This window comes from Corynebacterium senegalense (genome assembly GCF_900411315.1).
Lineage (GTDB): Bacteria > Actinomycetota > Actinomycetes > Mycobacteriales > Mycobacteriaceae > Corynebacterium > Corynebacterium senegalense.
This window is the reverse complement of sequence record NZ_LS990890.1, coordinates 1-2654: the sequence shown is the minus strand read 5'-3', so window position 1 is coordinate 2654 and position 2654 is coordinate 1. Positions and strand designations below refer to the sequence as shown.

The following is a 2654-nucleotide window of genomic DNA, read 5'->3' as shown; positions in this document are numbered from 1 at the left end:
GGCACTGATGCAGAGAGGAGTTAGTGTCTTTGTCGGCAGGGGGAGAGCGGCGGTAGCTACAGAGGGTAGATCGTCGGCAGCGTCAGGTGTGTATAAGAGGCAGCCCCCGGACCGCGAAGATCGCAGGAGAATTCGGACGTGGGGTTTGCCGGGGGTGCACCATGAAAATTGCTCGGGGATACGTGCTTGTGCTGGGCGCGGCGCTGGCCGCCTGCGCGCCGCAACCCAGCGGGGAGCCCGCACCGGCGACAACCACCGAGGCCCCCGCCTTCCACTTCCAAAGCGGGGACCTCCCACTCGGCGAGTTCGACCCCCACACAATCGGGGAGAACCTTTTCGACCCCTGCTCAGAGATCTCCGACGCCGAGTTCGCGGAGGCGGGGTTCTCCAAGGACCCCTCCGGCCCAATCGACCAATCTGCGATCGGGTTGAAGAGCTGCCCAATTGAAACCGATGATCCTGCGGAGTTGTTAGGGCTAATTGCCAATGCCGCCAGTGCGGACATCATTGCAGCCGAATCTCCTCGCATTTCAAACGTGAACTCTGCCCTGATCCCTTCAGCTTTCGCTGTCGCGGGAACTACCGGCGATGCTTCATGCTTTTTTGTAGTGGAGACTGAACGCGGTTCACTCGCTGGATATGCCGGGTCCCTGTTTCAAGACGCCCCCGCCACAGACCTGTGTCCTCGGGCGAAGGAGATTTTGGAAAGCTTCTATTCAGTTGGTCGCTAACTGCAGTCCCACTTGAGTGTGCACAAGGCGCTTCACTGCGGTGGGCGCATTCGATATTCTCCCCATAGAAACGGGGTTTGGGGGAAATCATCATGACTAATCTGTTAATCGATACCGGTGGGATCCGTGCTGCGGTCGAGGGCTTGAAAAATTCTGCTTCTGCTCTGGGCCACGGGAGCCAGGGGCGACTCTTTTCCAACCTCTCGACCTTCTCGCCCGTCTCCGGGCTGGACATGGCCGGGCGGACCCACGGGACGATCTCGGGCGACTACGAGCCAAAGTCCACAAAAGCGCTCGCGTCCCACATGCGCGACACCGCCGCTCTCCTGGAGTCGAACCTGAACAACACCGTAATGGCGGACGTTGATTTCTCCTCGCTGGTTTCGGCGATCGGGGCGGGGAAAAATTTGGGGCTGAGCCAGGCGATGGGTGCGTTGTCTCAGCCTGCCCCTGCTCCGGCTCTGGTTAACGCGAAGACGGGGCGCTTCGCCAACGCGGTGCCCGTGGCTGGCCCGCAGTTCTCGCTGCCTGCGCTGAACAGCCTGTTCACCTCGACGACCCCGGCCACCGCCGCGGCGGCGGCTACGCAGTGGGCATCGACGGCCGCGACGCTGACCGAGGCGGTCGGATCTCTCGAGGCGGTCAAGGCGTCGCTGGCGACGTCGGCGGCGACCGGCTGGGTCCAGAACGCCCTGGCCCGAGTCAACCGCATTCAGTGGGCTGGCGGGACCTACGCCGCGCACGCCGGGGCGCTCGCCGCTCACACGGGGAACCTTGCCGCGGTGGCGCAGGCCAACCAGATCAGCACTGCCGTCGCCCACGGCACCTGGATGATGATCCCCTCCCCCGACCAGAAGATGCTGTTCGAGCAGGCGTTCCTCGCCCCGTTCGCGGGGATGCTCACCACCAGCCTTGCCCCCACAAACCCGGGGTTCAACCAGCTTCTTCCCGCTCTGTCAGACATGCCGGGTGACCGCTACGACCCGGTTGCCGTTTCCGTGCCGCAGGCTCCGGAGTTCGAGCGAACGCGGCTGCCCGCGGTGGTGGCACGGGCGCTTGCGGACCGCGGCTTCGGCGATCTCGCACGCGCTTCCACTCCGACCGAGGTGGTCGAGCAGTTCGGCGAGGTCAACCCCGACACACTGAACGCCCTGGCGGCGGGCGCGACGCCGACACAGGCGGCGGCCGTCGCCGCCCCTCACATGCCACCCACGCTGTCGCCCGGGCTCGCAGCCCCGGCCGCCACGGCTGCTCCCGGAGGGCTGAACGGGCTCCCCCTCGGCGGAATGATGAGCGTGCCCGCCCTGCAGGGTGCGAACGCCGCTGGACTGGGCAATGGCGCAGGCAACGGCACAAGCACCGGCGCGGGGCGCGGCGCCGGGTCCGCAAGTGGGGCCAACCCCTTCGCGGCGGGTCTTCCGGCCGCGGGCGGCGGGGTTGGCGGGGCGTCGGGAAGCGCGCGCAACCCGGCGGCGGCCCCGTTTGGCCTGCGAGGCCCCGGGGCTGCGAACGGGTCCGCGGGGCTGTCCCCGCGCGGCACCACCGCTCCCCTCACCGGGGTGGGCGCATCGGGGGCGGGGCGCGGTTACCCCCTCGGCGGGCCACTCGCGGCTGGCCCGGGGCACGCCGCCGGCAGACGCTCGTCGAGAGACCGCAAGGCGAACCGGGTCAAGGCGGTGACCAGCGCGGTGGAGCGCGACGGTAACCTGCGGGCCCTGCTCGGCCAAGCGCCTCCGGTGCTGCCGGGAGTGATCGGCCACAACGTCCAGCAGCCGCGGCGTGGCTAGGGTGCTAGGTGTACTTCCTCGGGAGGTTGTGAACGGTGTGAGCGGATGAGGGAAGCCTCCGGTAGTGGTGTAGGTAACGACACGAACATCCACCACGAAGGCTTCCATGACACACCGTAACGCACCTTTGACCCCG

The 2654-nt window shown here is 67.1% G+C and carries 2 protein-coding genes; both read left to right on the top strand.

Going from position 1 to position 2654, the window contains the following annotated elements; all coding sequences use genetic code 11:
• Positions 1 to 161 precede the first annotated feature (161 nt).
• A complete protein-coding gene (locus DYZ02_RS11180; protein WP_115686514.1) occupies positions 162 to 731 on the top strand; it encodes a DUF3558 family protein in 570 nt (189 codons plus the stop codon).
• A gap of 92 nt (positions 732 to 823) precedes the next feature.
• Positions 824 to 2518, top strand: coding sequence for a hypothetical protein (locus DYZ02_RS11175; RefSeq protein WP_147291523.1), 1695 nt, complete (start codon positions 824 to 826; stop codon positions 2516 to 2518).
• Positions 2519 to 2654 lie beyond the last annotated feature (136 nt).